This window comes from Rhizobium sp. WW22 (assembly GCF_047041135.1).
GTDB lineage: Bacteria > Pseudomonadota > Alphaproteobacteria > Rhizobiales > Rhizobiaceae > Rhizobium.
In genome coordinates, this window is the sequence record NZ_CP178198.1 from 3,743,028 (window position 1) to 3,764,311 (window position 21,284).

Consider the following 21,284-nt stretch of genomic DNA (forward strand, 5'->3'; position numbering starts at 1 on the left):
CTAGAGGAAACCATATGAGCAGATCCGTTGCCATCGTCACAGGGGCGGCCGGCGATATCGGCCGTACCATCGCAAAACGCCTGGCAGATGACCATGACGTCATCCTGCTCGTTGATATAGATGAGGCGGCAGTGCAGACGGCGGCGCAGGCTCTCGGTCCTGTGGAACGTTTCGTGCCATTCAAGGCGGATATCACCAGCGACGGCGATGTTGCCGCCATGGCCAAGGCGGCATCGGGATTGGGTGGACTGAGGACGCTGGTCAACAACGCCGGTGCTGCTCGCGCCGTCAGTCTTCATGATACGACGCCTGCCATATGGCGCGCCGACAATGCCCTTAATCTAGAGGCGGCTTTCCTCTGCTTCCGCGCCGTCGAGGACATGCTGAAGGCGTCGAAGGGGTCGGTCATCAATATCGCCTCCGTCAACGGCATGGCCGTCTTCGGCCATCCGGCCTATAGCGCCGCCAAGGCCGGACTCCTGCATTTCACCCGGCTGGTTGCCGTCGAATACGGCAAGTTCGGCATCCGCTCGAATGCGGTCGCGCCCGGCACCGTTCGTACTCAGGCCTGGGAAGCCCGCGCCGCAGCCAATCCCAATGTCTTTGAAGAGGCGAAGCGCTGGTATGCGCTGCGGCGCGTCGTCGATCCCGTCGATGTCGCCAACGCCGTCTCGTTCCTCGCAAGCCCGCTCGCCGCGGCGATCACGGGCGTGTGCCTGCCTGTCGATTGCGGCCTGACGGCGGGGCAGGCGGAGCTCGCCCACACCTTCTCTCAGTCCGAACATTACTGACGCACGCTGGCAAAAGGGGAACATCATGCAGCCGTCCTCCTATCATCTCGAAAACACCTGGTCGCCCGAAGGCGGGAAGCATGGTCGATTGACACTGACCCTCTTCAATTTCTCGGATGCGCCTCTTGAGAATTTCCGTCTCGCCTATACGACCCTGACGCGCCTCGTTGATCCCCAAGCCTGCGACAACGCCGTCTTCGTCCGCCGCAATGCCAATTTTCATGAGTTTGCGCCGCCGGCCGGCCTCTCCATCGCACCCGGAGGAAGCTGGACGTTCACCGTCTCGGCACTTCACCGCATAGCGCGCCATTGCACCGACGGCGCCAAATCCGCCTATGTAACGCTCGAAGACGGCACTCATGTCACCGTCTTCACTTCGGATCTGTTGCTCGCCGATCGCGTCAGCGAGCCGCCGCCGGTGCTGCTGCCGGAAGGCAGGCTTGAGCTTCCCTACGCGATCCAGCCGTGGCCGGCAGAGATCGACGTCAAGCCGGGCGAAGATTTTCCGGTTGCGCTCTACCCGGCCGAGGGTTCTGATGCCGCGAGCATCAAGGCGCTGGCTGCGGCGCAGGCGCTCTTCCGCCGCCTCTTTCCGTCCAATCACATCCCCTTCAGCCTTATTGCGGCGCCACAGGGCAGGGCGCTGCGGTTTGTCGAACGGCCGGCACTGGCCCGGGAAGCCTATGAGCTTTCCTTCTCCGGGGATGAAGTGGTACTTTCCTTCTCTGCCGAGGCAGGCCGCCTCTACGGTCTGACGACGCTGGCACAGCTTCTCGATGGCGCACGGCGCGAGCCCGGCAAGTTTCGCTTTCCGGTCGCGGGCTCGATCGCCGACCGGCCGCGCTATGGCTGGCGTGGGTGCCACCTCGACGTCTCCCGGCAGTTCACGCCAAAGGACGACGTCCTGCGGCTGCTCGACATTCTCGCCTGGCTGAAGCTCAATATCTTCCACTGGCATCTCACCGATGACGAGGCCTGGCGGCTGGAGATCCGCGCCTATCCGCAGCTGACCACCACGGGCGTGCTGCGCGGGCCGGACGAGCCGCTGCTGCCGCAACTCGGCAATGCTGCTGAGCCGGTCGGTGGCTTCTATTCGCAGGATGATGTTCGCGAGATCGTCGCCCACGCCACGGCGCTCGGCATCGAGGTGATCCCGGAAATCGACATTCCCGGCCACAGCACCGCCACCCTCGTCGCCCTGCCTGACCTGACGGACGGGCAGGAGGCTCCTGACAGCTATCATTCCGTTCAAGGCTTCCCGAACAATGCGCTGAACCCCGCCATCGAGCTGACCTACGAGTTTCTCGCCAAGGTCTTCGACGAAATGGTCGAGCTCTTTCCGTCCGAATATATCCATATCGGCGGCGACGAGGTCGCCAATGGTTCCTGGCTTGCTTCACCGCTTGCACGCAAGCTCATGGAGCAGGAGGGCATATCGGGGACGTTCGCGCTGCAGTCCTATTTCCTAAAGCGCATCAAGGCCATGCTTACCGAGCGCGGGCGCAAGCTTGCCGGCTGGAACGAGGTCGCCCATGGCGGCGGCGTCGATCCGGAAGGCACTTTGCTCATGGCCTGGGAAAAGCCGGAGGTCGGCATCGATCTGGCGCGCGAAGGCTATGAAGTCGTGATGACCCCGGGCCAGGCCTATTATCTCGACATGGTGCAGGCCGATGCCTGGCAGGAGCCGGGCGCGAGTTGGGCGGGCACGGTGCCGCCGGCACATACCTATGCCTACGAGGCCGAGGGCGATTTCCCGGATGAGCTGAAGCATCTCATGAAAGGCGTCCAGGCCTGCATCTGGCAGGAGAATTTCATCTCCCGCGACTATTTCAACCGCCTCGTCTTCCCGCGTCTGCCTGGTATTGCCGAGGCGGCCTGGACGCCGAAGGCACAGAAGGACTGGCTACGCTTTGCCGCCATCGTGCCGCTGAACCCGAAGCTTTAGGGCATGTCGCGCAAAAGTGTGCAGCGGTTTTGCGACAACGGCATGCGCAAAATGAAAGACCTAAAGCGCGGGAAGCGAATCTGAAAGATCGCGACGCGCGGCTCCGTCCTTCGATCACGCTCCAAGCCGCCGAAAGAGATTTTCGGCGGTTTTTTCGCGTCTGGGACGCTTTGAGGTGGTGCTGCGAGCGGTCGGCATGGGATTGCGGCCTGCAGATCAGCCGGCCCGCAGGTTCGCCATATCGGTCGGGAAGAAGCCCGCCCAGGCCATCACGGTCACAGCTGTGATGACGAGCAGATACCACATGGTGACGAAATCTCCGGCCAGCCGCCGGTTCAATGCGGCGAAGAGAAGAGCGACGCTGAAAGCAAGCCAGAGCAGATTGTAGACGTGGTCCATTTTGTTGTTCCCCTTATTCGTCTCACCTCCCTGCTTCAAAAGTTAACCAGTTGGAAGCGGGGAAGCTAGCGCCGTAATGGGATGGAGGTTTGCGCACAGCGCGAAGCGCAGGAGGAGTGATCGGCGCCAATGCATGGCAAGAAGCTTTCGGTGAGCGCGCCGGATCCGATGAGGCTCAAGAAAAACTGGCGGCAGATCCGCGGCCGGGAACATCTCGCCGCCGCTGCCGTTATCGCCTCATGGCGTCAGCGAGGAGTTGATTTCATGCATTATTCTAGGACAGCGGCCGCATGGGACGGTACTGGATCGCTTCTGATTGCAGCATTGGTCGCGCTCAACATTTAGGAGGCGTGACGATGGAATATGGCGATTGGAACAATCCCGTCATAGTCGATCTCGGCGGCGCCGGGCATTATGCGATCATAACCAGCGCGCTCGATGCAGCGAACTGCATGAGTGAGGAATGGCCTGTTGTCAGCGGACCTGTTGTGGATGAGGCTGTGCTCGTATGCCTCGATGCCGTACTTGGAATGGCCTTCGCCGAGGAATCGCGGAAGGCTTTTCTGGAGGCGGCGCAGGAGGCGGGGCTTAGCGTCAGGCCGGATCTTGGAAGCCTTCATTAGATCGATATGTACCAGAGGGCGCGACGACACGGCCAGGCCACCCAAAGCGGGAGCGCTCAGATCATCCAAAAGATCAGGCTGAGAATCACGATCACGGCGAGGATGAAGCCTATTATCCTCCCGAGCCCTTCATTGACGTTGCCGTTGCCGACGATCAGATCGTACCAGTCGCTCTTGTGGTCCATCGAACATCCCTCAGGGTTTGCCCCATTAGGTCGCTCTCTTCCTCGGTAGTCAATGATTTAAAGATGGCTTCGGAGAGGCTGCCGCCATGTTTCAAAACCAGCCGAACGCGCTTCCGGCGAACCGGAATGCGTATCGAAAGCATCTGTTATGTTTTGAAATTTTTGAGAAATCTACGTTTCTCAAGAAAGGAAATGGTGCCCAGAAGAGGACTCGAACCTCCACGCCTCGCGGCACAGGTACCTGAAACCTGCGCGTCTACCAATTCCGCCATCTGGGCGACGGACACGCATGTAAGGGGGTGGCCGTCCGGTGTCAACAGGGTTTTTGAAGTTTTAGTGTCAATCGCGAAAAAAGCGGGTGAAGCCCGGGTCAAGCCCGGGCTGCGGCCCATGCGCTGATCAGGCCAAGTCCCTGTTCCAGCAGGGCCTTTGCCTCGCTTTCGCTCGATGCTTCCACATAGCAGCGCATTTCAGGCGCATTGCCGGAGGGGCGGAAATGGATGATTCGGTTATCCACAAGTGTCACCCGCAGGCCGTCGATGTCGCTTTTCGAGGCGACCGCCGCGACGGGCTTCAGGAAATCCGCGAGATTGGCATCGGAGGCGCGCAGATAGGCCATCAGCGCTGCGCTGGTTTCCACGGGGAAGTTCTCCAGGCGGTCGGCGGCTGCAAAGGGCAGGCGGTAGCTACCGGCGACGGCCGAGAGCGGATTGCCTGCCTTGGCGGCGGCATAAAGCGTAGCGAGAATCGGCAGGAAGCTGTCGCGTGTCGGCAGCGGCTCGAAGGGTTTTCCCTCGACAGTGAAGCGGCTGGCTGTCAGCGTGCCGCCATTGGCCTCAAAGCCCATGACATTGGCCTTGCCCGCCGCAATGGCCTCGTCCATGCCGGCGATCACATAGGGGGAACCGACGCGGGTACGAGTGACGGCATAGGAGCCGGCGGCCTCAATGCCCGAATTGGAGGTAACAGGCGTAACGACCACTTGTGCACCGAGGAAATTTGCGGCGATGAGGCCGAGCAGATCGCCGCGCAGCGGCTCGCCGGTTTCGTCCGCGACCAGCGGCCGATCGCCGTCGCCATCGGCGGAAACGATGGCATCCAGCCCGTGTTCCGGTGCCCAGGCTTTCATCAGGCGGATGGTCTCGGCTGAGACCGCTTCCGTATCCACCGGAATGAAGCTCCCGGAGCGGCCGAGCGGCACGACGCGGGCGCCGTAATGGGTTAGCACCTCACCGAAGAGATCACGCGCCACCGTGCTGTGCTGATAGACGCCGATGGTGAGGCCGGCGAGGCTGCCTGATGGCAGCAGGCCCTTGTTGCGCTCCAGGAACAGCGCCTCCGTCTCCGCCGTGCGGTTTTCCGCCTCGGCGGGGGTTTCGTCGAGCGCCGAATCGCCGATCGCAAGCGCCTCCTCGCTGATCGCCACTTCGTCGCGCTTGTCGATCTCGCCGTCCGGCCGGTAGAATTTGATGCCATTGCGGTCGGCTGGGATATGCGAGCCGGTGATCATCAGTGAGGCCGCCTTCAGCTGCAGGCCGTAAAGCGCCAGCGCCGGCGTCGGCAATGTGCCGCAGTCGATCGGCGTCAGGCCAGCCCGCTTCAGCGCGCCGATGCAGGTGGCGGAGATCGCCGGGCTCGATTCGCGGAAATCGCGGCCGATGAGGATGAGATCGCCCGGCTTGGCATGGCCGTTTTTCAGCAGGTGGCGGGCAAAGGCTGTCGCGTAGAGCGCCGATGCCCGACCGGTGAGATCTGCGGATAGGCCGCGAAGGCCGCTGGTGCCGAATTTCAAGCTGCTCACTGGCAATCTCCCTTGCAATGGTTGGGCTGTTATGGCGCAAGCGGTGGCGGCGATCAACTCATCGTGGGTCGAAGCGTTCCGGTTGCGGCGGCACTGGTTTTGCCATCGTCATGACCCCAACTAAGATAAGAGGTGTGGCGGCCCGCCATAGGTTAGCAGCGTGCGGAACAGGAGCATGTCATGGCTGTTTTTCATAGGATCGCGTTTGGCTGCGTCCTCGCGCTTGCCTCGCTGTCGCAGGCGGATTTCGCTGGCGCCGCTTCAGATTCCCGGAAGCTGATTACGCCGCCGCGCACCAATACCGTCATCTGCGATTCCCGCGGCTGCTTTGGTTTCGGACAGCGGCAGTTCTACACCCGGCCCGGCCAGCCGCTTCCCGTCACACCGCCCTATACCGGAGGCCTCAATCGCGATGACAGCCCGCGCGTTCATATCCTCCCGCGCGAGACCTCTGCACCGCCGCCAAGGGCACTCTATCCTTCGCCGGCCCAGAAGCTGAGGCAGCACCAGACTTGGTGTGCCGAGCGCTATCGCACCTATAATCCCGGCACCAACAGCTATACGACGATCAATAATGGAACCAAGCCCTGCCGTTCGCCCTTCGACTGATGCCTGAGCAGCAGGGGCCTAGCTTTCCAGCGATCCGCGATCGGTATGGCCGAGATCGCGCTCGGGGTCGATGATGTCCCGCACCCGCTGCTTCAACTCCTTCGGTCCGGGGAAGCCGCCATCTCGCTTGCGCTCCCACAACAGTTCGCCGTCGATGCGGATTTCGAAGACGCCGCCGGTGCCGGGGATCAGCGCCACTTCACCGAGACTGTCGGTAAAGGTCTGCAGCAGCTCCTGCGCCATCCAGCCGGAGCGCAGCAGCCAGTTGCATTGGGTGCAATAGAGAATGGTGATGCGGGGCTTGTCGCTCATCGTCCTGATCCTTCGTTGTTTGCTGAGATTTAGGCTCAACTTTAGTCTGCTGCAAGCCAAAGCAATTCCAGGAAAAGTGACAGGCGGTTTTCCGTTCGGAATTGCGCCAGGATTAGACGGCCGGAGTCGTTCGGCATTTCCGTGGAATGTTGACGCGCTCCGGCCACTTGCCTCTCCCGCCGCCTCATGCTCATCTCCGGTGGTAACATCGCTCGGGAATCAACGGTATGCGCGTCGCCATCATCGAGAATATGAAGAACACCCCGCTCGGCGCGCTTGGCATTGCGCTGGAGGAGGCTGGAGCCGAGATCGGTTGGTTCCGCCCCTGGAGCGGCGAGGCCCTGCCGAAGGAAACGTCATCCTGGGATGCGCTGGCCGTGCTCGGTGGCGAGCAGAGCGCCCGCGATGACGACACCCATCCCTATCTGCCGGAGCTGGCGGGGCTGATGCGCCGTTTCGAGGGTGAGGATAAGGCCGTGCTCGGCATCTGCCTCGGCAGCCAGATCCTGGCGCGCGCCTATGAGGCGGAAAACCGTCTCGGCACCGCCCATGAATTCGGCTGGAAGACGGTCGGCCTCACGGAAGAGGGTAAGGCAGACCCGCTGCTGGCCGATGTCGGCGACGAATTCACCATCTTCGAATGGCATGGCGACACCTTTACCTTGCCTGATGGAGCCACGCGCCTTGCCGCCAATGGCGTCACGCCGAACCAGGCCTTCCGCATCGGCCGCGCCACCTATGGCACGCAGTTCCACTTCGAGGCCAATGCCGCCGTGGTGGAGCGCTGGCGCGGCGAATTCAGGGAAACGATCGAGCGCAAGGAGCCGGGCTGGCTCGACCGCTATCCGGAGCTCGTCGCCAAGCATTCCGCAGCGGCTGAGACGGCCGGCCTTGCGATCGCGCGCGCCTGGGTGCGGACGATCAAGGTGCAAGCAGAGCTTCCGCAGGCGGCAGAGGCCTGAGCATCGGCGATGATCGGGCACATCCGATCAATCAGATGGCGATGTGTTATACACTGGCAGTTTGAAATAGGAGGAAATGACATCATGAGTGCACTGGAATTACCATGCGAAGGCGGTTGTCGTTGTGGACAGGTGCGGCTGAAGATCAGCGCCAAGCCGATACTCACCATGGCCTGCCATTGCACCGGCTGCCAGCGCATGACGGCCGGACCCTATTCGCTGAGCGCCGCCATACCCACGGAGGGTTTCGAGGTGACTGAGGGCGAACCCGTCATCGGCGGCTTGCACGGCGATGTCATCCATCACTATTTCTGCCCGCATTGCATGAGCTGGATGTTCACGAAGCTCGAAGGGGTCGATTGGTTCGTCAACGTCCGCGCCACCATGCTTGATAACGTCAGCTGGTTCACGCCTTTCATGGAGACCTGGACGAGCGAAAAGCTGCCCTGGGTGACGACGCCAGCCAAGCACAGCTACGCCGCACTACCGGCGATGGAAGAGTATGAGGGTTTGACGAAGGAATATATGGCTGCGAACTAAGATCAGAAACCTTGAAAAAGAAAGTCGGTTGCGGCGGTAATCTGATCGCCGTGCGAACTTAGATCAGTAATCAACTCTCCGATTTCGGCGAGCGGTATCGCCGCCATAAGCTGGGTCGCCATGATATAAGTCTCGTCGTCGATAGTGAATTGCGGGTTGAGCCTCGCTATTGGCGTCAACACATCTTCCGCGCGAAGCAATGGAGCCATTATCCGCGTGCTTAGCCTATCCAGTAAATCAGCTTGAAGATCGAGTACGAGAGTTCGACTTTGCCTCAGACCATAGACGCGGAATCTTGCCATCAGAACTGCCGATATTTTCCAAACGGCAGGCCATGTTTTTCAACGTAGGAATTGGCTTGTTCGATTGCCTCAGCATTTTCCATAAGCCATAGTCGTTCGCGCTCAACCTTGATGGCGCGCGCTATGCCGTCTTCTGCAGCACGTGAGATATTGATTTTCAGGCCACGTGCCTCTGAAACGAGCTTCTCGTCGAGAGATAAATTTGCAGCTTTTCGTGCGGTCTGGGTCATGAGGAACTCCTCAAATTATGCGCAAATTATATGCGCATAATTTGTATTTGATAAGAGCCTCACTCATCCCCCATCTTCAGCGCGGCGATAAACGCTTCCTGCGGGATTTCGACCTTGCCGAACTGCCGCATGCGCTTCTTGCCTTCCTTCTGCTTGTCGAGCAGCTTGCGCTTGCGGGTGGCGTCGCCGCCGTAGCACTTGGCGGTCACGTCCTTGCGCAGGGCCTTCACCGTCTCGCGGGCGATGATGCGCCCGCCGATGGCGGCCTGGATCGGGATCTGGAACATGTGCTGCGGGATCAGGTCCTTCAGCTTCTCGCACATGACGCGGCCGCGCTTTTCGGCGGCCGAGCGGTGCACGAGCATGGACAGCGCATCGACCGGTTCGGCATTGACGAGGATCGACATCTTGACGAGGTCGCTCTCGCGATAGTCGGTCAGGCTGTAGTCGAAGGAGGCATAGCCCTTGGAGATCGACTTCAGGCGGTCATAGAAGTCGAAGACGACTTCGTTGAGCGGCAGGTCGTAGGTGATCATGGCGCGGTTGCCGACATAGGTCAGCTCGGTCTGGATGCCGCGGCGGTCCTGGCAGAGCTTCAGGATCGAGCCAAGATAATCGTCCGGCGTCAGGATCGTCGCCTTGATCCACGGCTCGCGGAATTCGGAAATCTTGACGACGTCGGGCATGTCCGCCGGATTATGCAGCTCGATCTCCGTGCCGTCGGTCATGGTGAGCTGGTAGACGACGGAAGGTGCCGTCGCGATCAGGTCGAGATTGAATTCGCGCTCGAGGCGCTCCTGGATGATTTCCAGGTGCAGCAGGCCGAGGAAGCCGCAGCGGAAACCGAAGCCGAGAGCGGCGGACGATTCCATTTCGAAGGAGAAGCTGGCGTCGTTGAGGCGCAGCTTGCCCATGGCCGAGCGCAAGTCCTCGAAATCGGCGGCATCGACCGGGAAGAGGCCGCAGAACACGACAGGCTGTGCCGGCTTGAAGCCCGGAAGAGCCTCGGCGGTCGGGCGCTTGTCCTCGGTGATGGTATCGCCGACGCGGGTGTCGGCCACTTCCTTGATCGAGGCAGTGATGAAGCCGATTTCGCCAGGGCCGAGGCTGTCGACGGCGACCATCTTCGGCGTGAGAACGCCGACGCGCTCGATCTGGTACTTCGCGTCCGTGCCCATCATGCGGATGGTCTGGCCCTTGGTCAGCGTGCCGTCGATGATGCGCACGAGAACCATGACGCCGAGATAGGTGTCGTACCAGCTGTCGACCAGCAGCGCCTTCAGCGGTGCCTTTTCGCCGCCCGGGCTCTTCGGCGCCGGCAGCTTGTGGACGATGGCTTCGAGAACGTCAGGAATGCCGAGGCCGGTCTTGGCCGAGATCAAAACGGCGTCGGAGGCATCGATGCCGATGACCTCTTCGATCTGGTCCTTGATGCGGTCGGGTTCGGCCGCCGGCAGATCGATCTTGTTGAGGACGGTGACGAGCTCGTGATTATTGTCGATCGCCTGGTAGACGTTGGCGAGCGTCTGCGCTTCCACGCCCTGAGAGGCGTCGACAACAAGCAGCGAGCCCTCGCAGGCCGACAGCGAGCGCGAGACTTCATAGGCGAAGTCGACGTGTCCGGGCGTGTCGATCAGATTGAGGATATAGGTCTCGCCATTTTTGGCCTTGTAGTGCAGGCGCACCGTCTGGGCCTTGATGGTGATGCCGCGCTCGCGCTCGATCTCCATATTGTCCAGCACCTGCTCCGACATCTCGCGTTCGGCAAGGCCGCCCGTCGTCTGAATCAGGCGGTCGGCCAGCGTCGATTTGCCATGGTCGATATGGGCCACGATCGAGAAGTTGCGGATGTGCGAAAGCGGAGTGGTGGAATTGGTGCTCATGCGCGCCATATAGCAGCGCCGCCCCGCGCCGCAAAGCGGAAAAGCGGGGTTTTGCTGAGGTTATCTATCGCTAGGCTTGCGCCTGCAAACGTTTCGGCTGGTACCTGAGATGTCTTCAGTGTCCCTTGAGGAATCTGAACTTCGCAGTCAGCTGCCCGGTCTCAATCAAACCGTTGATGTCGCTTTGATTGATACGGCCACTTGCAACTCCATCCGCCAACCGGCTGCACAACGCGCCCGGAAGTCTTTCCTTCGTCACGCTCATGTAGGCCGTAGCATGCTCTTTAAACTTGGCGTTCGACAATTCGACGCGCTTCACGCAACCGGCTATTGCTCCATCGCGATTATTTTTAACATCGTCTTGAACTGTTGTGCAGCCGGACAACCCCGCCAGTGCGGCCAGTGAAACTACGTAGAACAATTTCATTTGAATCCCCCAACTCTTTGATGCGTTCATGAGCGAGCGACCTTGTGCCAAGCTTGAGTTGTAGGGCGTCGGCAAATTAGTTGAAAAGTAGTGCTCACGCTCGGGAACATGTCGCCTTCGCAATCAACGACTCAGGATGCTTGATTCCATCATGAGATCGTGTAATTCTCTTATAGTAGAATTACGAAGCGTGAGACACAGGCAATGGCGGATGATGATCTGGAAATGGCGATTGGCGCGCGTATCAAGGAGCTGCGCATCGCCCGCGGCCTGACGCTGGAGGAGCTTGCTAACGCCTCGGCCGTCAGCCGTGCCATGATCTCGCGCATCGAGCGGGCGGAGGCCAGCCCGACGGCCTCGCTGCTGTCGCGGCTTTGCGCAGCGCTTGGCCTTTCGCTCTCGGCCTTCTTTGCCGAGGAGGACGAGGAGGTGTCGCCGCTTTCCCGCCATGCGCAGCAGGCGATCTGGCGCGATCCGGGAACCGGCTATGTCAGACGCGCCGTCTCGCCGCCGGCAACGGGTTCGAAGGTCGATGTTGTCGAGGTCATCTTCCCCGCCGGCGCGTCCGTCATCTTCCCGCCGAATGCCGCAAGCGCCGAGATGACCCAACATGTCTGGCTGTTCGAGGGCGAGATGGAGGTGACGCATCGTGATGTTACCCATCGCCTGATGCCAGGCGATTGTCTGTTCATGGGCGTCGGCGACGGCCACGCTTTCCACAATCCCGGCGAGGTGCCGGCGCGCTACAGCGTCATCCTCGATCGCGGCCGTTCATAACATTCAAGGATCTCTTCATGCCTGATATTCGTCTTCTCTCCGCCGCCGAGGCTCGTGCTGCTCTGCCGGATCTTTGCGATGTGCTCGCCGATTGCGTCAATTGCGGCGCTTCCGTCGGCTTCATGCAGCCTTATGGGGCGGCCGACGCATTGCCGTATTGGCAGGGCGTGGCCGACAGCGTCGAAAGTGGCGCGACACTGCTTTTCGCCGCCGCAATTGAAAGCAGAGTGGTCGGAACGGTGCAGGTCGGCGCCGCACAGATGCCGAACCAGCCGCATCGTGGCGATCTCAAAAAACTGCTGGTGCACAGCTCCGCGCGAGGCAAGGGGCTTGCTCGGCTGTTGATGGAAGCCGCTGAGCGCGAAGCCGCACGTATCGGCAAGACCTTGCTGGTGCTCGACACGGCGACGGGCAGCGACGCCGAAGCCATCTACCCCCGCCTCGGCTGGGAGCGCGTCGGCGTCGTCCCCGATTACGCCTTGTGGCCGCAGGGCGGGTTCTGCGACACGACCATCTTTTACAAGCGGATTTCCGCGTAATTTCAGCGCGAAAAGGCCGCGAGCGCATCTTCCAGCTTCGAGCCTGGCGCCCAATGCATTGCTTTCCAGCCGAATTGCCGGGCGGCTTCGATATTGGCGAGGTAATCGTCGATGAAGGCGATGTCGCCGGGCGCGATGCCGACGAGCTCGGTCGCCAGCCGGAAGAACTCCGGCGCCGGCTTCTGGTAACCTAGCATCGCAGAATAGAAGATGCCGTCGAAATAGTCGGAGAGCCTGAGATTCTCCATCAGATAGGCGGCACGCATATGCTCCTGATTGGTGGCGAGGAACATCTTCGTTCCTCCGACCCTCAGTGCGGCGAGGTCCTCGAGCAGGCCGTGGTCGAGGCGAGAGTCATTCTCGAACCAGTAGTGGATCAGGGTTCGGGCGCTAACGTGGGGCGCAATCTTCCCGAGAACCTCCGCAAGCCTCGGCTCCAGCGCATCGCGACCAGTGACGATGTCAGGCCAACAGGTTTTGAAGAATGTCTCTTGCAGCGCCTCAAGCCGCACGCCGAGATCGCGCTCCAGATAGGTGAACAGCGGCAGTCCGTCACCCGGGCGGCCATGCACCAGCACGCCGTCGACATCGACCATCAGGAGTTTCATGCGCCGCCTCCAATTCCTCGAACGTGGGCGGAAGGTGCAGTTGTTTGCAGCAGCATTCAAGGCCACATCCCGCTCTTTTTTCCGGGGCGCGATGCATGTAAGCCTTCGTGTTATCAGCAAAACAATGCCGGCGATGGAGGAGGGGACGATGCGCGTCATTTATTCGGAGGATCACAAGCTGAGGGATGCCAAGACCGAGCTGCATGATGGCCAGCTCGTCACGCCCTTCGAGGCACCCTTCCGCGCCGAATGGATCCTCGCCGCCGTAAAAGAAGCCGGCTTTAACGATGTCGTCGCGCCTGAAGCCAATGGGCTGGAAACGGCGCGCAAGGTCCATGATCCCGCTTATCTCGATTTTCTCGGCGTGGTCTGGGAGCGCTGGGTCGCCGCTGGCTACAAGGGCGAAGCGATCGCCAACTCCTTTCCCGTCAGGCGCACCAGCCAGCGCGTGCCCGACAATATCGTCGGAATGATCGGCCACTATGCCAATGCTGCCGATACCTCCATCACCAAAGGCTCCTATGAGGCTGCGCTCGCGTCCATGCGTTGCGCCCTGACCGGCGCCGACTGGCTTCATGCAGGCAATCGCTTCGCTTTCGCCCTCTGCCGCCCGCCCGGCCATCACGCCGGCATCGATCTCTTCGGCGGTTATTGCTTCATAAACAATGCCGGCGTCGCGGCGCAGCGCCTGCGTGATCATGGCGCCGCCAAGGTTGCCGTGCTCGATGTCGATTTCCATCACGGCAACGGCACGCAGGACATATTCTACCGGCGCGGCGATGTTTTCACGGCGTCGCTCCATGGCGATCCCATCCATGCCTTTCCCTATTTCCTCGGCCATGCCGATGAGAAGGGCGAGGGCAATGGGTTGGGCGCCAACCGCAATTACCCCATGCCGCGCGGCACGCCATGGGAAGTCTGGTCGGCGGCACTCGATGATGCGCTCGCCCGCGTCAAGCTATTCGGCGCGGAGGCGATCGTGCTCTCGCTCGGCGTCGATACGTTCGAGCGCGATCCGATTTCCTTCTTCAAGCTGACCTCGCAGGATTTCGTCCGCATGGGTGAGCGCATCGCGGCCGCCGGGCTGCCCGTCCTCGTCTGCATGGAGGGCGGTTATGGCGTGCCCGAAATCGGCCTCAACGTTGCAAATATGCTGAAGGGTCTCGAGGCTTGAGAGATGCTTGCATCAAACTGCCTGATTGCAGGATGAAAAGTTTGAATTTGTCAGCATAAGTCTAAGCTTCTAAAAAGCCTCGCCGGATGGGAGAGGTTATGGAACAGAAGCTTGTCGAGCGTGGCACGGATGGCGGCGCGGCCTTGATGCCGCATCCGGATGTTGCGCCATCGACCGGTGGCATTGCCGCCGGCGTGCTGATGTGCGTCATGTCCATGTCGTCAATCCAGTTCGGCTCGGCACTGTCCTCCCCGATCATCCATGCCTATGGGCCGGCGGGCGCGACCTGGCTGCGGCTCGTCTTCGCCTCTATCGCGCTGGCAATCATCGTTCGGCCCAAGATCATGAGCTACAGCCGCTCGCAATGGCTCGGCGTGTTGGCGCTCGGCACCGTATCGGCGCTGATGACGACCTCCTTCTTTTCGGCAATCGCGCGCATTCCCTTGGGCCTTGCCGTTGCTATCGAATTTCTCGGGCCGTTGCTGGTCGCGACCCTCGGCTTCGGGCTCAGCCGCCAGCTTCTCTGGCCGATCCTTGCGGCAATCGGCGTTCTGCTGCTGGCCTATGATGGCGAAGAGTGGGTCGGCAATCTTCCCGGCATCCTCTTTGCCATCGGTGCCGGAGCGGGATGGGCCTGCTACATTCTTTTGACGAAGAAGGTCGGCAATGCCTTCGAGGGACTCGAGGGTCTTTCCATGTCCCTGCTGATCGCAGCGGTCGTCTCCACGCCCTTCGGCTATGCCTCTGCGGTCCCTAATCTGACGGCCTTCGGCCTTCTTGAAATAGCCGGCTTGGCGTTGCTCGTGCCGCTGCTGCCCTATGTGCTGGAAATGGTGGCGCTTAAACGCATGCCGACATCTTCCTTCGGCATCCTCATGAGCCTCGAACCCGCCATCGGCGCCGTTGCCGGGTTTGTCATTCTGTCGCAACCGATGACGGTGTCTCAGATGTTCGGCACCGCGCTCGTCGTTTCCGCGAGTATCGGGGCGACCGTTTTCGCCACGAAAGCCTGAGACTGGTGGGCGTAAGCCGTCGTCGCTTTGAGTTTGGTCCCGGCAATTCTCCGTCAATCCGGGGCTTGAAGCCTGGCGATCTGGGGTGCAACGATTGCGATGAACAGTCCTGGATCGCCGAAAGCTCTCGCCGAGAGCATTGCCCCATGAACCGAAGCCATCAGGATTTGCGCCTCTTCCTCGGGTCGCTTGTCCAGCTTGAAGAGGCCATTCTCGGTTCCAGCCTGCAGCACCGACGCAAGCCATCCTGCAAGGTTATGAAAATGGCCACGTACCTGGGATGCGACATCCTCCGGCAGCATCTGCATCTCGCTGGCGAGCATCGCACAGACGCAGAAGGGCAGCGAGGCGTCCCGAATGCATGAATGCCAGTAGCTCACATAGGCCTGCAGCTGTTCCGCAGGGCTCGAGATCCCCTCGCGCAAAGACTTCAGACCCGTTTCCGTCTGCTGCCTGTAACGGCCCACGAGCACCGAAACCAGTTCGGCCTTTGTCGGAAAGTGATGGTGGATGCTTGCCTTCCGGATACCGATCGCGGCGGAGATGTCGGCATAGCTGAAGCCGTTATAGCCTCCGGCCACGATAAGAGACTGCGCGATGTCGAGAATTTTTTCTGAAGTCGAAGCTATTGATTTCATGTCGCTGCCTACCTTTTAGTAGGCGAATTGTCAAGATAGCCACACCACTTCCGGCTCTCACGAAATGGTGTTCGAGCCAATGTTGACTCGACGAATTTATCTTCCTACTAGTAGGTAGAAAAATACAAGGAGCCTTCCGATGCAAAGCCGCATTTCACCCCAGCCCAACTGGCTGCAGTCCTACTATTTTACACGTGCCCTGTTCTCGATCGCCTGGATTGCAGCCGCGATCCTCCTCAGTGCAAAACCGCCATCCGTCGCGTTTCTGCTGGTTATCTATCCTGTGTGGGATGCCCTCGCCAATCTGGTCGACGCCCGGGTTAACGGCGGCCTGAAGGTCAATCCGTCCCAAACATTGAATGTTGTCGTCAGCATCATCACGGCGCTCGCCGTTGTGGTAGCCACCGACAATAGCACCTATGCCGTTCTGGCCGTGTTTGGGGCTTGGGCGATCCTCTCGGGCCTGCTGCAACTCTACACCGGCGTAAGGCGCTGGCGTATCTATGGCGCTCAATGGGTAATGATCTTGAGCGGTGCGCAGTCGGCGCTTGCCGGCGGTTTCATGCTCAGTCGATCCCTCGGCACCGTCGCGCCGACAATTCTGGATATCGTTCCCTATGCGGCATTCGGAGCCTTCTACTTCCTGCTTTCTGCAATCTGGCTTGCGGTCGCAGCTTATCGCAAAGCACATGCATAGGTGCTGCCTGATCTGGCGGCGGCAGGTTTGAAGCGGCTTGCCGCCGTCGAGAGAATCGTATCGATCACTCATGCCGCAGTTAATGCCGACGAAGTTCTGAACTTCATCGATCGCGTGCCCGTCGTCCTCTGCTGTCGAATTCCGTATTTTCGCGGGCCTGCCTTAAGCCGTCGTCCTCGCGGGATCGTCCAGCGCAGGATTATAGAAGAGCGAGAGCGTCAGGCTCTTGGCGATGCGCTCGGCCGTTGCCATGAACCAGTCCTTGGCCTGCTCGGAAGGTGCGATGTCGCCCAGCGTTTCGGAGAAAAGCGTCAGCCACTCAGGAAAGAGATCGGCGCTCATTCCTCCGACGCCGAGATGCGCCTGCACCGGTTTACCGCCATAGGCGCCATTCTTGAAGGCGACGGAGGACCAGAAGCGTTTCATCTTCTCCATGTGATCCGGCCAGCGTCCGGCAAGGCGTCCCTCGAAGACTGGCCCGAGCCGGGGATGTGACTGAACGCGTCCATAAAATGTATCGACCAGTCTGTCGATGAAGGTAGCATCGATGCCTATGCGCGCCATTTCCGCCTCGGCTTTCTCGCGAATGCCGGCGAGGTGAGCTGCGCGGGCCTGTAGTTCCTGTTCCATAATAGTCTCCTGGCTCGGGCTAGGCGTCGCCGCAAGCCACATCTGTCCCCATCTATGTAAGCAATTTGCCGGCCACGCCAAGCGTCATCGGAATGTTGTGGCAATCTGTCAAACCATCTCGCGATTGCTGATGTTGTCGCGATAAACCGTGAATTCTTCGGCGCGCAGCCCAGACGGCAACACATCCGCGCTTGACCAGCGCAATCACTGACTTTAGATTTAGAATAATTCTAAAGTCATGAGGTTGCCCCCGATGCTGCTCGGCCTGTTTCGCCCGTCCAAACGTCCTTTCACCTCGCTTTCCGAACAGGAGATCCTCGCGATCGCCATTGCGGCGGAAGAGGATGATTCGCGCATCTATCTTGCCTATGCAGATACGCTCCGTCCGCACTATCCTGAGTCCGCCAAGGTTTTCGAGGATATGGCCGAGGTCGAGGACAGCCATCGCAAGACGCTGATCGATATGCATCGCCGCCGCTTTGGCGAGCGTATCCCGCTGATCCGGCGCGAGCATGTGCATGGCTTTTACGAGCGCAAGCCGGATTGGCTGCGCAAGAACCTCTCCCTCGATGCCATGCGCAACGAAGCCGAGGCGATGGAGCAGCAGGCCTATAATTTCTATGTCGAGGCGGCCAAGCAGGTCTCCGATGCCTCGACACGCCAGCTTCTCGGCGATCTTGCGCTTGCCGAGCAGGGCCACGAAGACGTCGCCCGCATGCTGGGCGAGAAGCACACGCCGGAAGAGGTCAAGCACGAGGAGGATGCACAGGCACGCCGCCAGTTCTTGCTGACCTACGTGCAGCCGGGTCTCGCCGGGCTGATGGACGGTTCCGTCTCGACGCTCGCACCGATCTTTGCCGCCGCCTTTGCCACGCAGCAGACATGGCAGACCTTTCTTGTCGGCCTGTCGGCGTCGGTTGGCGCCGGCATTTCGATGGGTTTCACCGAGGCGGCCCATGACGACGGCAAGATCTCCGGCCGCGGTTCGCCGATCAAGCGCGGCCTTGCCTGCGGCATCATGACGGCGCTTGGCGGCCTCGGGCATGCCTTGCCCTATCTCATTCCGCATTTCTGGACCGCGACGATTACTGCGGCCGTGGTTGTTTTCTTCGAGCTCTGGGCCATCGCCTTCATCCAGAACAAGTATATGGAAACGCCGTTTCTGCGGGCTGCTTTCCAGGTCGTCCTCGGCGGCTCGCTTGTGCTGGGTGCCGGCATTCTGATCGGAAATGGGTGAGGTAGGGCGAGGACATTCTCAGATCACGAAATGTTAAAAGTCGGAACGCCTTCCACTGCCATTGGTTAGCAATACGAGGCCGCTCTTGGCCTCGTATGCAAACCAAAGGAGATAATCCAATGGCAAACCAAGGTGGAACTCACGAGCAGCATGTGAAGGCTGGCCAACAGAGCCACAAGAATATGGACAACGGCAATACGAGGAATGCTTCGTCCAGCGGCTCCCGCGAGCAGCACTCTGGCGGCTCGCGCGGCGGCACGCACGAGCAACACGTCAAGGCAGGCCAGCAGAGCCATAAAAACAGCTGACGTTCGTGGTGATGACCAATTCGCCCTTGCATGAAAGTAAGGCGCGTTTTCATACATGATGAAAAAACGAAAGGCCGGTCCGAGGGGCCGGCCTATCTGCGTTTAACAGTTTGGCTTTCTTACTTGACGGCGCCGACGAGGACGTCGTTGCCGTTCTCGATGGTCACCCAGCGGCCGGCATTGAAGCTCGCTTGGCGCTTCAGGTACGAATAGGGGGTCTGGTTCCAGACCTTGATCTCGTCTTCGAGATTGTCGAGGATGAAATCGCCCTGCTTGGTGCGCAGCGTCAGCACCGCATGTCCCTCGCCATCGGGCTTGCGTACGACCGTCATCAGCAGATTGGATGCGGAAATGCCGCTCTGCATCAGCATTCTGCGCTTCAGAAGGGCAAAATCCTCGCAGTCACCGGCCGTTTTCGGATATTCCCAATATTCTTCCTGCCCGTAGACTTCCATGTCTGTCGCCGGATGGATGGTCTTGTTGACGCGCAGGTTGACCTGATTGACCAGCGCCCAGGCGGCGGCGTTCATGTCGACAGGGCCGATATTGCGGGTCGGGCCGCACTCGTCGGTATGTCTCTGACAAAAGTCGTAGTGCCCGATCGGCTGGGAGGTCACGTTGCCGACGGTCATCGAAGCGCCCTGCTGAGGTGCTGGCATCGCCGCCGACGACATCGCAACTATAGCAGCGAAGGCAATCAACAAGCCCTTTATACGCACGCCCACTATCCTTGTATCGTCCCTGCATTTGTTAACAAATTGTTAATGTAGGGGGGTGCGCGAAGTCAATCGTTACTTAAGTGTTAACGCGGGAACCGGCTCATATGGTTAATTTCGGCACAATCAAGGGAATAGTTGCCATAATCCTCTGCTGCCTGTGATTATGCGGGCGCGCGCATGCGGCAGCGGCCAAAGGAGGCCGCGCACTAAGAGGCCTGCAGGTATCTGCTTGTTTTTACGGTGTGTTATGCAGCGCCAATGTCTCGGCCACAGCGAGCATGCGCTCCAGATCCTGCGGCCGCGACAGGCGGTGATCGCCATCGCGCACAAGTGTTAACACCACATCGTCGGCCGGCAGGTGCTCGACCAGCTTTAACGAATGCGAAAAAGGCACGTCGGCATCCTCCATGCCCTGCAATATATGCACAGGGCAGCCGGTCTCGATGATGCCGGTGAGCACGCGATTGGCGCGGCCGTCCTCGATGAGCGCGCGGGTGAAGATATTCGGCTCGGGGCTATATTCCGAAGGCTCGTCAAAATAGCCGCGCTCTGCCAGTGAGCGCCGCTCGACGTCGGAAAGATTGGGTTCGATGAGGTCGATGGTGAAATCGGGCGCGGGCGCGATCAGCACGAGGCCTGCAATAGTGGGTGCTTTCTTGCGCTTGCGCAGTTCCTGGATGGCCCTGAGCGCGATCCAGCCGCCCATCGAGGAGCCGACGAGAACGATCTTCTTCGGCTTGGTATGGTCGATGACGGCAAGTGTCTCTTCCAGCCAGCGCGAAATCGTCCCGTTGGTAAACTTGCCGCCGGATTGGCCGTGACCGGAATAATCGAAACGGATGCAGCCGATACCGAGCCGCGCGGCAAGCGCATCCAGTTCCAGTGCCTTGGTTCCGCTCATATCGGATCGATAGCCGGACAACCAGACGAAGCTGACATTCCTGTCGCCCTTACCGGCTGCGCGCTGAATGACGGCGATCTGGCGCTCGCCGTCGCCCGTGCCAACGGGAAGAAAGATCGGTCGGATGGTTGCGGTCTCGGACATGGAAAGCTCCCGGATTTTCTGCCCTATAAAACAGATTCGCGCTCGCGTGACCTGAAAAATCCTCGATCTTTTGGCTGGGCTCTCTATATAAATGCGCAGGATACTGTGTCCTTCGCGCATCTCGCGCTTCCGCGACACTCTATTGACACGCGGGAGGTGCTTTTTTCCTGCTGTCATGCTATTGACTTCAACACAGCTTTTACGACATTTCCGTCAGTTGCGCCGACGGGGAGCGAGAGGCTGCAGCTATCCGAAACAATTCGTGGAGAATACGACCATTCGCAGACCCTTTAAAACCGATGCGCCCGTAAAGGACGGGCCACGTTCCAACAGGGAAATTCGCGTTCCCAAAGTTCAGCTCATTACAGCTGACGGCCAGAATTTGGGCGTTGTGCCGATCGACCAAGCATTGAGAATGGCAGAGGAGGCCGGTCTCGATCTGGTGGAAATTTCCCCCAATGCTGATGCGCCTGTGTGCAAGATCCTCGACCTGGGCAAGCTGAAATATGCCAACCAGAAGAAGGCCGCCGAAGCGCGCAAGAAGCAGAAGATCGTCGAAGTCAAAGAAATCAAGATGCGTCCCAACATCGACACCCATGATTATGAGGTGAAGATGAAGGCGATCGGCCGTTTCTTTGAGGAAGGCGACAAGGTGAAGGTGACCTTGAAGTTCCGTGGCCGCGAAATGGCCCACCAGGAACTCGGTATGAAGCTTCTTCAGCAGGTCAAGGAAGATACGCTCGAGATCGCCAAGGTGGAGGCCGAGCCCAAGCTCGAAGGCCGCCAGATGATGATGGTGCTTGCGCCCAAGTGAGGCGCAAGTCGGAGTAGAGAGGCCGGAGCCGTCCCTTGGACGGCTTTTTCCTTTTGTGCGGCATGGGCCATGCCTG

The 21,284-nt window shown here is 60.0% G+C and carries 28 protein-coding genes and 1 tRNA gene; 15 read left to right on the plus strand and 14 right to left on the minus strand.

Translation table 11 applies throughout. The annotated features are described in order from the left end of the window. The first annotated feature begins 14 nt into the window (after positions 1-14). Together ACK83U_RS18180 and ACK83U_RS18185 are read left to right on the plus strand one after the other, a co-directional pair. Positions 15-791 (plus strand): SDR family oxidoreductase, encoded by a 777-nt coding sequence (locus ACK83U_RS18180; protein ID WP_112609187.1) that lies wholly within the window; start codon positions 15-17, stop codon positions 789-791. A 25-nt stretch (positions 792-816) separates the two neighbouring features. Continuing rightward, positions 817-2,736 carry a beta-N-acetylhexosaminidase gene (locus ACK83U_RS18185; protein ID WP_112609189.1) on the plus strand — a complete coding sequence of 640 codons (1,920 nt, stop codon included), beginning with the start codon at positions 817-819 and terminating at the stop codon, positions 2,734-2,736. 216 nt (positions 2,737-2,952) lie between these two features. On the opposite strand, the gene ACK83U_RS18190 is transcribed toward ACK83U_RS18185, so the two are convergent. After that, positions 2,953-3,135 carry a hypothetical protein gene (locus tag ACK83U_RS18190; RefSeq protein WP_112336816.1) on the minus strand — a complete coding sequence of 61 codons (183 nt, stop codon included), beginning with the start codon at positions 3,133-3,135 and terminating at the stop codon, positions 2,953-2,955. A gap of 129 nt (positions 3,136-3,264) precedes the next feature. Here ACK83U_RS18190 and ACK83U_RS18195 point away from each other — a divergent pair, with 129 nt between their 5' ends. Together ACK83U_RS18195 and ACK83U_RS18200 are read left to right on the plus strand one after the other, a co-directional pair. Continuing rightward, positions 3,265-3,480, plus strand: coding sequence for a hypothetical protein (locus ACK83U_RS18195; protein ID WP_112609191.1), 216 nt, complete (start codon positions 3,265-3,267; stop codon positions 3,478-3,480). Between the two features lie 11 nt (positions 3,481-3,491). Next, positions 3,492-3,758 (plus strand): DUF982 domain-containing protein, encoded by a 267-nt coding sequence (locus ACK83U_RS18200; protein WP_112609193.1) that lies wholly within the window; start codon positions 3,492-3,494, stop codon positions 3,756-3,758. Positions 3,759-3,814: 56 nt separating this feature from the next. On the opposite strand, the gene ACK83U_RS18205 is transcribed toward ACK83U_RS18200, so the two are convergent. The 3 genes from ACK83U_RS18205 to ACK83U_RS18215 all read right to left on the minus strand — a co-directional run bounded on the left by ACK83U_RS18205 (position 3,815) and on the right by ACK83U_RS18215 (position 5,735). Next, positions 3,815-3,943: a hypothetical protein gene (locus ACK83U_RS18205; protein WP_015338462.1), complete on the minus strand. Its 129-nt coding sequence runs from the start codon at positions 3,941-3,943 to the stop codon at positions 3,815-3,817. A 193-nt stretch (positions 3,944-4,136) separates the two neighbouring features. Next, positions 4,137-4,221 (minus strand) — tRNA-Leu (locus ACK83U_RS18210). A gap of 92 nt (positions 4,222-4,313) precedes the next feature. Further along, a complete protein-coding gene (locus ACK83U_RS18215) occupies positions 4,314-5,735 on the minus strand; it encodes a phosphomannomutase (RefSeq protein ID WP_412474869.1) in 1,422 nt (473 codons plus the stop codon). A 189-nt stretch (positions 5,736-5,924) separates the two neighbouring features. Here ACK83U_RS18215 and ACK83U_RS18220 point away from each other — a divergent pair, with 189 nt between their 5' ends. Beyond that, positions 5,925-6,353, plus strand: coding sequence for a BA14K family protein (locus tag ACK83U_RS18220; protein ID WP_112609197.1), 429 nt, complete (start codon positions 5,925-5,927; stop codon positions 6,351-6,353). 18 nt (positions 6,354-6,371) lie between these two features. Here ACK83U_RS18220 and ACK83U_RS18225 read toward each other — a convergent pair whose 3' ends face one another. Continuing rightward, positions 6,372-6,665, minus strand: coding sequence for a SelT/SelW/SelH family protein (locus tag ACK83U_RS18225; protein WP_015338465.1), 294 nt, complete (start codon positions 6,663-6,665; stop codon positions 6,372-6,374). A 227-nt stretch (positions 6,666-6,892) separates the two neighbouring features. Between ACK83U_RS18225 and ACK83U_RS18230 the strand changes: the two genes are divergently transcribed. Beyond that, on the plus strand, positions 6,893-7,627 hold the full coding sequence (locus ACK83U_RS18230) for a type 1 glutamine amidotransferase (protein WP_112609199.1): 735 nt from the start codon (positions 6,893-6,895) through the stop codon (positions 7,625-7,627). A gap of 84 nt (positions 7,628-7,711) precedes the next feature. Then, positions 7,712-8,167: a GFA family protein gene (locus tag ACK83U_RS18235; protein ID WP_112609201.1), complete on the plus strand. Its 456-nt coding sequence runs from the start codon at positions 7,712-7,714 to the stop codon at positions 8,165-8,167. A gap of 2 nt (positions 8,168-8,169) precedes the next feature. On the opposite strand, the gene ACK83U_RS18240 is transcribed toward ACK83U_RS18235, so the two are convergent. The 4 genes from ACK83U_RS18240 to ACK83U_RS18255 form a co-directional block, all read right to left on the minus strand. Beyond that, the gene (locus tag ACK83U_RS18240; protein ID WP_112609203.1) at positions 8,170-8,469 is read right to left on the minus strand and encodes a CcdB family protein; all 300 of its coding nucleotides are present in this window, start codon (positions 8,467-8,469) and stop codon (positions 8,170-8,172) included. Then, entirely contained in the window at positions 8,469-8,699 is a 231-nt protein-coding gene (locus ACK83U_RS18245) for a type II toxin-antitoxin system CcdA family antitoxin (protein WP_112609205.1), read from the minus strand. Before ACK83U_RS18245 ends, ACK83U_RS18240 begins: the two co-directional genes overlap by 1 nt. A 59-nt stretch (positions 8,700-8,758) precedes the next feature. Continuing rightward, entirely contained in the window at positions 8,759-10,591 is a 1,833-nt protein-coding gene (gene lepA / locus ACK83U_RS18250; RefSeq protein ID WP_112609207.1) for a translation elongation factor 4, read from the minus strand. A 106-nt stretch (positions 10,592-10,697) separates the two neighbouring features. After that, positions 10,698-11,009 carry a hypothetical protein gene (locus ACK83U_RS18255; protein WP_112609209.1) on the minus strand — a complete coding sequence of 104 codons (312 nt, stop codon included), beginning with the start codon at positions 11,007-11,009 and terminating at the stop codon, positions 10,698-10,700. Between the two features lie 204 nt (positions 11,010-11,213). On the opposite strand from ACK83U_RS18255, the gene ACK83U_RS18260 reads away from it, so the two are divergent. Both ACK83U_RS18260 and ACK83U_RS18265 read left to right on the plus strand, forming a co-directional pair. Further along, positions 11,214-11,786: an XRE family transcriptional regulator gene (locus tag ACK83U_RS18260; protein ID WP_112609211.1), complete on the plus strand. Its 573-nt coding sequence runs from the start codon at positions 11,214-11,216 to the stop codon at positions 11,784-11,786. Positions 11,787-11,803: 17 nt separating this feature from the next. Then, on the plus strand, positions 11,804-12,325 hold the full coding sequence (locus ACK83U_RS18265) for a GNAT family N-acetyltransferase (protein ID WP_112609213.1): 522 nt from the start codon (positions 11,804-11,806) through the stop codon (positions 12,323-12,325). 2 nt (positions 12,326-12,327) lie between these two features. On the opposite strand, the gene ACK83U_RS18270 is transcribed toward ACK83U_RS18265, so the two are convergent. Next, a complete protein-coding gene (locus ACK83U_RS18270) occupies positions 12,328-12,933 on the minus strand; it encodes an HAD-IA family hydrolase (RefSeq protein WP_112609215.1) in 606 nt (201 codons plus the stop codon). Between the two features lie 148 nt (positions 12,934-13,081). On the opposite strand from ACK83U_RS18270, the gene ACK83U_RS18275 reads away from it, so the two are divergent. Together ACK83U_RS18275 and ACK83U_RS18280 are read left to right on the plus strand one after the other, a co-directional pair. Then, positions 13,082-14,107, plus strand: coding sequence for a histone deacetylase family protein (locus tag ACK83U_RS18275; RefSeq protein ID WP_112609457.1), 1,026 nt, complete (start codon positions 13,082-13,084; stop codon positions 14,105-14,107). Positions 14,108-14,205: 98 nt separating this feature from the next. Further along, positions 14,206-15,120: an EamA family transporter gene (locus tag ACK83U_RS18280; protein WP_412474693.1), complete on the plus strand. Its 915-nt coding sequence runs from the start codon at positions 14,206-14,208 to the stop codon at positions 15,118-15,120. Positions 15,121-15,173: 53 nt separating this feature from the next. Here the strand turns inward: ACK83U_RS18280 and ACK83U_RS18285 are convergent, their stop codons facing one another. Next, complete coding sequence (locus ACK83U_RS18285; RefSeq protein ID WP_112609217.1) at positions 15,174-15,758, minus strand: TetR/AcrR family transcriptional regulator; 585 nt, start codon at positions 15,756-15,758, stop codon at positions 15,174-15,176. Between the two features lie 139 nt (positions 15,759-15,897). Between ACK83U_RS18285 and ACK83U_RS18290 the strand changes: the two genes are divergently transcribed. Further along, positions 15,898-16,455, plus strand: coding sequence for a DUF308 domain-containing protein (locus tag ACK83U_RS18290; RefSeq protein ID WP_112609219.1), 558 nt, complete (start codon positions 15,898-15,900; stop codon positions 16,453-16,455). A gap of 162 nt (positions 16,456-16,617) precedes the next feature. Here the strand turns inward: ACK83U_RS18290 and ACK83U_RS18295 are convergent, their stop codons facing one another. Beyond that, positions 16,618-17,085, minus strand: coding sequence for a group III truncated hemoglobin (locus tag ACK83U_RS18295; RefSeq protein WP_112609221.1), 468 nt, complete (start codon positions 17,083-17,085; stop codon positions 16,618-16,620). 253 nt (positions 17,086-17,338) lie between these two features. Between ACK83U_RS18295 and mbfA the strand changes: the two genes are divergently transcribed. Together mbfA and ACK83U_RS18305 are read left to right on the plus strand one after the other, a co-directional pair. After that, the gene (gene mbfA, locus ACK83U_RS18300; protein WP_412474870.1) at positions 17,339-18,322 is read left to right on the plus strand and encodes an iron exporter MbfA; all 984 of its coding nucleotides are present in this window, start codon (positions 17,339-17,341) and stop codon (positions 18,320-18,322) included. A gap of 119 nt (positions 18,323-18,441) precedes the next feature. After that, positions 18,442-18,630, plus strand: coding sequence for a hypothetical protein (locus ACK83U_RS18305; protein ID WP_112336788.1), 189 nt, complete (start codon positions 18,442-18,444; stop codon positions 18,628-18,630). A 119-nt stretch (positions 18,631-18,749) separates the two neighbouring features. Here the strand turns inward: ACK83U_RS18305 and ACK83U_RS18310 are convergent, their stop codons facing one another. Next, on the minus strand, positions 18,750-19,349 hold the full coding sequence (locus ACK83U_RS18310; RefSeq protein WP_015338478.1) for a transglutaminase-like cysteine peptidase: 600 nt from the start codon (positions 19,347-19,349) through the stop codon (positions 18,750-18,752). Between the two features lie 235 nt (positions 19,350-19,584). Next, a complete protein-coding gene (locus tag ACK83U_RS18315) occupies positions 19,585-20,394 on the minus strand; it encodes an alpha/beta hydrolase (RefSeq protein WP_015338479.1) in 810 nt (269 codons plus the stop codon). Positions 20,395-20,671: 277 nt separating this feature from the next. On the opposite strand from ACK83U_RS18315, the gene infC reads away from it, so the two are divergent. Continuing rightward, positions 20,672-21,208: a translation initiation factor IF-3 gene (gene infC, locus ACK83U_RS18320; protein ID WP_181476247.1), complete on the plus strand. Its 537-nt coding sequence runs from the start codon at positions 20,672-20,674 to the stop codon at positions 21,206-21,208. Positions 21,209-21,284: the final 76 nt, after the last annotated feature.